4 protein-coding genes are annotated in these 5,811 nt (G+C 47.9%); all 4 read right to left on the reverse strand.

The window, feature by feature from the left end:
* Positions 1–225: 225 nt before the first annotated feature.
* The 4 genes from QUA16_RS35305 to QUA16_RS35320 all read right to left on the reverse strand — a co-directional run bounded on the left by QUA16_RS35305 (position 226) and on the right by QUA16_RS35320 (position 5,312).
* Positions 226–936: a peptidoglycan-binding protein gene (locus tag QUA16_RS35305; RefSeq protein ID WP_333109367.1), complete on the reverse strand. Its 711-nt coding sequence runs from the start codon at positions 934–936 to the stop codon at positions 226–228.
* Positions 937–1,831: 895 nt separating this feature from the next.
* Positions 1,832–2,128 carry a hypothetical protein gene (locus tag QUA16_RS35310; protein ID WP_445252240.1) on the reverse strand — a complete coding sequence of 99 codons (297 nt, stop codon included), beginning with the start codon at positions 2,126–2,128 and terminating at the stop codon, positions 1,832–1,834.
* Positions 2,129–2,506: 378 nt separating this feature from the next.
* Complete coding sequence (locus QUA16_RS35315; protein WP_333109368.1) at positions 2,507–4,030, reverse strand: carboxypeptidase M32; 1,524 nt, start codon at positions 4,028–4,030, stop codon at positions 2,507–2,509.
* A 79-nt stretch (positions 4,031–4,109) separates the two neighbouring features.
* Entirely contained in the window at positions 4,110–5,312 is a 1,203-nt protein-coding gene (locus QUA16_RS35320; RefSeq protein WP_333109369.1) for a tetratricopeptide repeat protein, read from the reverse strand.
* Between the last annotated feature and the right edge of the window lie 499 nt (positions 5,313–5,811).

The following is a 5,811-nucleotide window of genomic DNA, read 5'->3' on the forward strand; positions in this document are numbered from 1 at the left end:
CTGAATTATCCGGGTTTTTGGCTTTTTCGGTATTCTATTTTATCGTACTTCAACTTGAAGTGCGGAATGTGGGTTTTAGATTGAAGACAGCGCCCCACTGATAAATCCGCAGGCTGATGACCACATAGCTCGATCGCTCAACATCGAGAAACCCGGTCATTTTGGGACACCGGGTTCAATCATGAGTTATCGCCACAGCAATTTTCCGTATTTTTCACTCGTCGCTTACTTTTGGCCCAGCGCCTTCCAGGTTGTGTCGTCCACCATGCCACTAGCCATCAAGCCCTTATACTGCTGAAAGTTCTTGACAGCCGTAGCAGTGCGAGCGCCAAAAATGCCGTCGATGGGGCCCGGATCGTAACCCTGCATTTCCAAACGCACCTGTAGCGTCTTCACCTTGGAACCGACAGCCCCTTTATTCAAAAGAGTTGGAGGATTGCCGGCAACAGCAGCATTGCTCTGAGTAGGAGCATTGCTCTGCACAGTTTCAGGAGCCGACGCCGGATCTGCTGCTAAAGCTGTCCAAGTTTCTTTATCCACAATGCCGTCTGACTTCAAACCCTTAGACTGCTGAAAGGCACGAACCGCCGATGTAGTGCGAGAGCCATAGGAACCGTCGATCGTCCCCACCTTGAAACTGTGCACCTGCAACCGTTGCTGTATGGCGGCAACTTCTGGCCCGTCAGCTCCCGCCGAGATAGTTTTTTCCTTTTTCACTGGCGCCTGCTCGCCCGCGTAAAAAGGCTTGTTAAACATATCTGCTTGGGACTTTCCCTCCGGCGATGCTGAGGCACCCGGATCGGCGGGAGCCGTAAAGTCTCTGCGGTACTGTTCCTGCACAAAGGGTTCGGAGTCGAAAGCAGCAGTTGCCTTTCGGGTTAAGCCGGGAGCGAGCAGAGCAATCAAGCTGAAAATCGTAACAGTAGTCACACGCATAAATTTCATCCTGTTGGTAAGGTTTGACAAGGTTTCCCTGTTTTCTAGTTTCTAAATCTAATTGTATTACCCGGACAGCTTTCTGAGACATATAGTAGAAGCAAGAAGGAAGAATGCCTTTCAACTTCGCGATCGGGTAACAAGAAGTCCGAGGGAAGGGGTAATAGACCGCATTGGTTTAGGCCATTAAGAAAGTTCTAAGCGTCTGGCGCGGTTGCTATATCTGCCCCGGTCTCTAGAATTTCGGCAATCGGGACACCAGCACTCAGAAGTTGCGAGTTGGAAGTTACCTGTTAGAAGTAGGGGCCGGCTCGCACTATTCCTCATAAACCCGGTTGATTCCGAGATGTTTCGTTGCCAAAGCCAATATTTTCGTATAAACCACATCTTTTAGCCTCAGTCTTATGCTACAAAAGCTGCCGTTATTCACAAATCTTTACAGGCAGATTTTGTACAAATTTGTTCTATGAAAGGCGAAGTTTTTTCCTTCAATCCCCCCGTAATATCAATTTCGGTTGTATCTGAGATGTTGCACCATTCTCAATTACTTGTTTAGGAACAGGCTTTTCGGCCTGTTCCACAAGAAAATTCACTCTTTGTGGAACAGGCCGGAAAGCCTGTTCTTGAGAATGGTGCAACATCTCAGTTGTATCTGACATCTTGCAGCAATATCAATAAGAGGATTTTTCGTGGGGTCGGGCGGGTTTATAGAACCTATTTGCAAGCTTTTAGGCTGTTGGCGAACCCGCCCCTACGGCTAATTGAGAATGGTGTAACATCTCAGTTGTATCGGAATTATTAAACCCCTCTTGACGCAGAGGATACAGAGAAAGGGAAGAGAGAGATGAATAGTTCCGATAACAACGGATTTGATATAAAAAGCAAAACTCGCGACTTATCGATTTGCGTGTTCTGCCAATAAAGCCTTGGCTCTTGGCTTGTAAATCAGATAAAACAGCGATTCTATGTAGCGGAGCATATCTTCGCGGTTTTCCTTGGACGAGTAGTTCCAGAAACCGTAAGTCCGCGCCAGCGTCAGCAGCTTGGTAGTGTGAATGTTCCAGGTATACGTGCTGTAAACTCGGTCAATTCCTCGCGTTGAAATTTCATACCAATAGTTTGGATTGTGTTCGCATTTTGATAAAAGACCTCTTGCAAAAATAGCTGGGACGGGCTCTCCGGCCCGTCCCACAAAAAGTTTTTTCTCTTGTGGGATGGGCCGGAGAGCCCGTCCGAAAATTTGATCGAAAGGACTTTTGCAAGAAGTCTAATTTAGGGAAGATTGATAAAACTGTTCGGGCTTTTCCTATTTGGTGCAGTAGGCAACAAAAGTGTTAACTATATCGTTTCGCAGTAAATATTTGTTTCCCAAAGCGCGTAAATCGCTGGCAAACTGACGCAAGTCGGCTTTTTCTGCGCTGGCGATAACAACCTGAAAGAGTTCTGATATAGGTAGCCCCTTAATTTTATATCTTCTTTGATATTCGCTCTAAGGGTGGGCGATACAAGTTAGTATCGCCTGTTTTTTTTTTAGGTAATTTAAAAGCCTGCAATTTTACATTGCTATCCCTCAAATGACATAAAACTCACCGTATTTGTGGCGAATGTAACGGATAAAGGGATCGATAGTTAAAGGTGAACCTGTAACGCGATCGAGCAATTCGACAGCAGTGTATTTGCGGCCGTGCTGGTAGATGTTTTGTTTGAGCCAGTTGTGGAGTACGCTAAAATTGCCTCGTTCTATTTCTACGGGAATTTCAGGATTAATTTTTACTGCTGTTTCGTAGAATTGGGCGCTCATCAAGTTGCCGAGGGTGTAACCTTGGAACATTCCGCCGATCGTACCAACATACCAGTGAACATCTTGCATCGCGCCTTCGCTGTCGGTGGCGGGGACAACGCCGAGGTCGGTTCTATAACGTTCGTTCCAGGCTTCGGGGAGGTCTCGCACTGCTAGTTTTCCCTCTACCATTGCCAATTCTAGGTCAAAGCGGATGGCGACGTGGAGGTTGTAGGTTACTTCGTCGGCGTCGGTGCGGATGAGCGATCGCGAGACTTTGTTAATTGCCCGGTAAAATGCGTCAGTGGAGACGTGTCCCAACTGTCGCAAAAATATACCTTGGAGTTGGGGATAGAAACATTCCCAAAAACCGCGGCTGCGCCCGACCAAATTTTCCCAAAGTCGCGATTGACTTTCGTGCACGCCGGAGGAAATGCCGCCTGCAAGCAGCGTTCCCTCAAATTCCGGGGAATTTCCGAGTTCGTAGAGGGCGTGTCCGGCTTCGTGGATGCTGCTGAACAGTGCTTGATCCAAGTGGTCTTCATAGACGCGGGTGGTAATTCGCACGTCGTCTATGGAGAAGTTGGTCATGAACGGGTGCAGGGTGGTGTCTTGCCGTCCCCGTTGGAAGTCGAACCCCATGCGTTCTACAACTTTACGGGTGAATTCTAGTTGGTGGGATTCGGGGAAGTCTTGGTGCAAACAGGAGTCGTCGGCGGGAGGTTGCGAGGTGATGGCTTCGACTATCGGCACTAATTCTTGACGCAGTTGGGCGAAAAGCGGGCGCAGCAGGGATACTTTCATGCCGTAGTCGCTACGATCGATCAACGGATCGGCGATGTGTTCGTATCCGGGGAAAAAGTCGGCGTACTGCCTGCTTAATTCTAGGGTTTTTTCGAGATACGGCTCAACGACTGCGAAGTTGTTGGCTGCCCTGGCTGCGGCCCAAGCTTCGTAGCTGTCGGCTTGGTGGCGGCAGAGTGCGGACATGAATGTGGCGGGTACTCTGGCGGCGCGATCGTAGTCTCTGCGGGCTATGCGGATCAGGCTGGCTGCGGTGGAGTCGTAGGGGAGGGTTTGTTCGTAGAAACGCAAGTCTTCTAGGAGTTCACCTATTTTTGGATCTGTAAATTTTTCGTGGGATATTTGTTTGAGAGTAGCCAACTGGCGGCCTCTGGCATTTGCACCTTTGGCCGGCATATAAGTTGATTGATCCCAATGCAGCAAGGACGAGGCTGATTCGATGTCCGTAACTTCTCTGAGGTGGGCTGCCAGTTGAGCGAATTTTGCTTGAGTTTTATCTAGGGTTTGCATGATTGGGGTTTATGGTGCTGTTTTACCTACAAAGGTTGCAGTGCGGCATCCGTCTCCATCAATCATAGCTACCCTGAAATCAAGCTAAAAACCGCACTTCTTCCCGTATTGTACGCAATTTAGAGTCATTTTTGCATAATTTCCGGTATTTATGCGGATTGAGTTCGATCGCCTTGGATAAGTTTTCGATCGCCAGCCCGATGCTTGTGGCTACAAGTTCCTGGCTGTTTGTGAGCTCGCCTGCTTCTTTTTCCAGCGCGTAAATGCAAGCTTTTTGATAGTACAGGTTGGGCTCGTCGGGTTTGAGTGCGATGATTTTATCGTAGGAGGCGATCGCTTCTGTAAATCGTTGGATTTTTTTGAGGGCGACGGCGCGGTTGTACCAGGCTTCGGTGTTGTCTGGCTGCAACTCTACGGTTTTGTCCCAAGAGGCTATTGCTTCTTCAAAGCGTTGTAAGTTGGCGAAGGCTAAGCCGCGGTTGTAAAAGGTTTCGCTGTCGTTGGGCTTGAGTGCGAGGGCTTTGTCCCAGGATGCGATCGCTTCTTCAAATTGTCCCATTTGTGCGATCGCCCTGCCACGTTTGTTCCACGCTTCGGCGGAATTCGGCCGCAGTTGCAGGGTTTTGTCGTAGGAGGCGACGGCTTCCGGGTAGAGTTTTTCATCGGCTAGGGCTAAGCCGCGGTTGTACCAGGCTTGATGCAAGTCTGGTTTGAGTTCGATCGCTTTGTCGAAGGAGGCGATCGCCGCTGTATTTTGGTCGGATTTTCTCAGGGCAAATGCTTTGTTGTACCAAGCTTCGCAGTAGTCTGGTTTGATGGCTATAGCTTTCTCGTAGGAGGAGATCGCTTCTGATAATTTTTCTAAGCTAACGAGGGTGTTGCCGCGGTTCGTCCAAGCTTCCGGGTAGCTGGGATTGAGTTGGATCGCCTTTTCGTAGGATGCGATCGCTTCTGAGAGTCTGTTGAGCTTCCGCAAAACGTTGGCGCGATTATACCACGCTTCGGGATTGTTTGGTTTGATTTTTATGGATTTGTTGTAGGCTGCGATCGCTTCTTCTAGCTGGCCCAATTTTTTGAGGGCTACGCCTTGGTTGTACCAGGCTTCATAAAATTTTGGTTCAAGTTCGATCGCTTCTTCCCAAGATTCGATCGCAGCTTGGAATCGTCCCATTGCTTCTAGGGCGTTGCCGCGTTCGTACAAGGTTTGAGCCTTTTGGGTGTTGACTGCTATGGATTTTTCCCCTGAGTCGATCGGCTTTTCTATGCTGGCTAATTTTTGCAAGGGGTTTCACCTCATTATTTTCTGTCTAATTGATTCTTTTCTTTTTTATATGCGATCTTTTTCGCCTTTGAGTGCTTTCGATCGCGACTATTTGGTTATTTATGGCAATTTTACAGGGATTTGGGGACTTTTTCAATTTTTTTCATTGTAATGCTAGAGCTGGGATTGGTAGGTATAGATTAATACTATTTTTTTGAGCTGACCGAAACCATCCAGGATGCAAGCCCCCGAATTTATCCGTGGGCTCAATGCTTCAATTCTAAAATCTAAAATCTAAAATCTAAACTCGATTGACTGCGTAGAAAAGAGGAAAGGGCGATCGTACTGAGGTGTGAGAAACCTCATCCAATATCTAACAGGACTTACACATCAACCCTATTGGTAGTGCATTGCGGCCCTTATTGCTACGGGTAGTGTAAAAATCTGTAGTTTAGACTAAAAAATGAGCGCAGCTAAAAGTAGCCACCTTTGAATCTCAGGCAAGCTGTTGCTCAAAAAC

Origin of the sequence: Microcoleus sp. S13_C3, from assembly GCF_036700905.1 — a bacterium.
In the GTDB taxonomy this organism is placed as follows: Bacteria; Cyanobacteriota; Cyanobacteriia; order Cyanobacteriales; family Microcoleaceae; genus Microcoleus.

Excerpts from the sequence above, each read along its gene's own strand:
- QUA16_RS35305 (WP_333109367.1), bottom strand. The coding sequence starts at position 936 with ATGCGTGTGACTACTGTTACGATTTTCAGCTTGATTGCTCTGCTCGCT.
- QUA16_RS35315 (WP_333109368.1), bottom strand. The coding sequence starts at position 4,030 with ATGCAAACCCTAGATAAAACTCAAGCAAAATTCGCTCAACTGGCAGCC.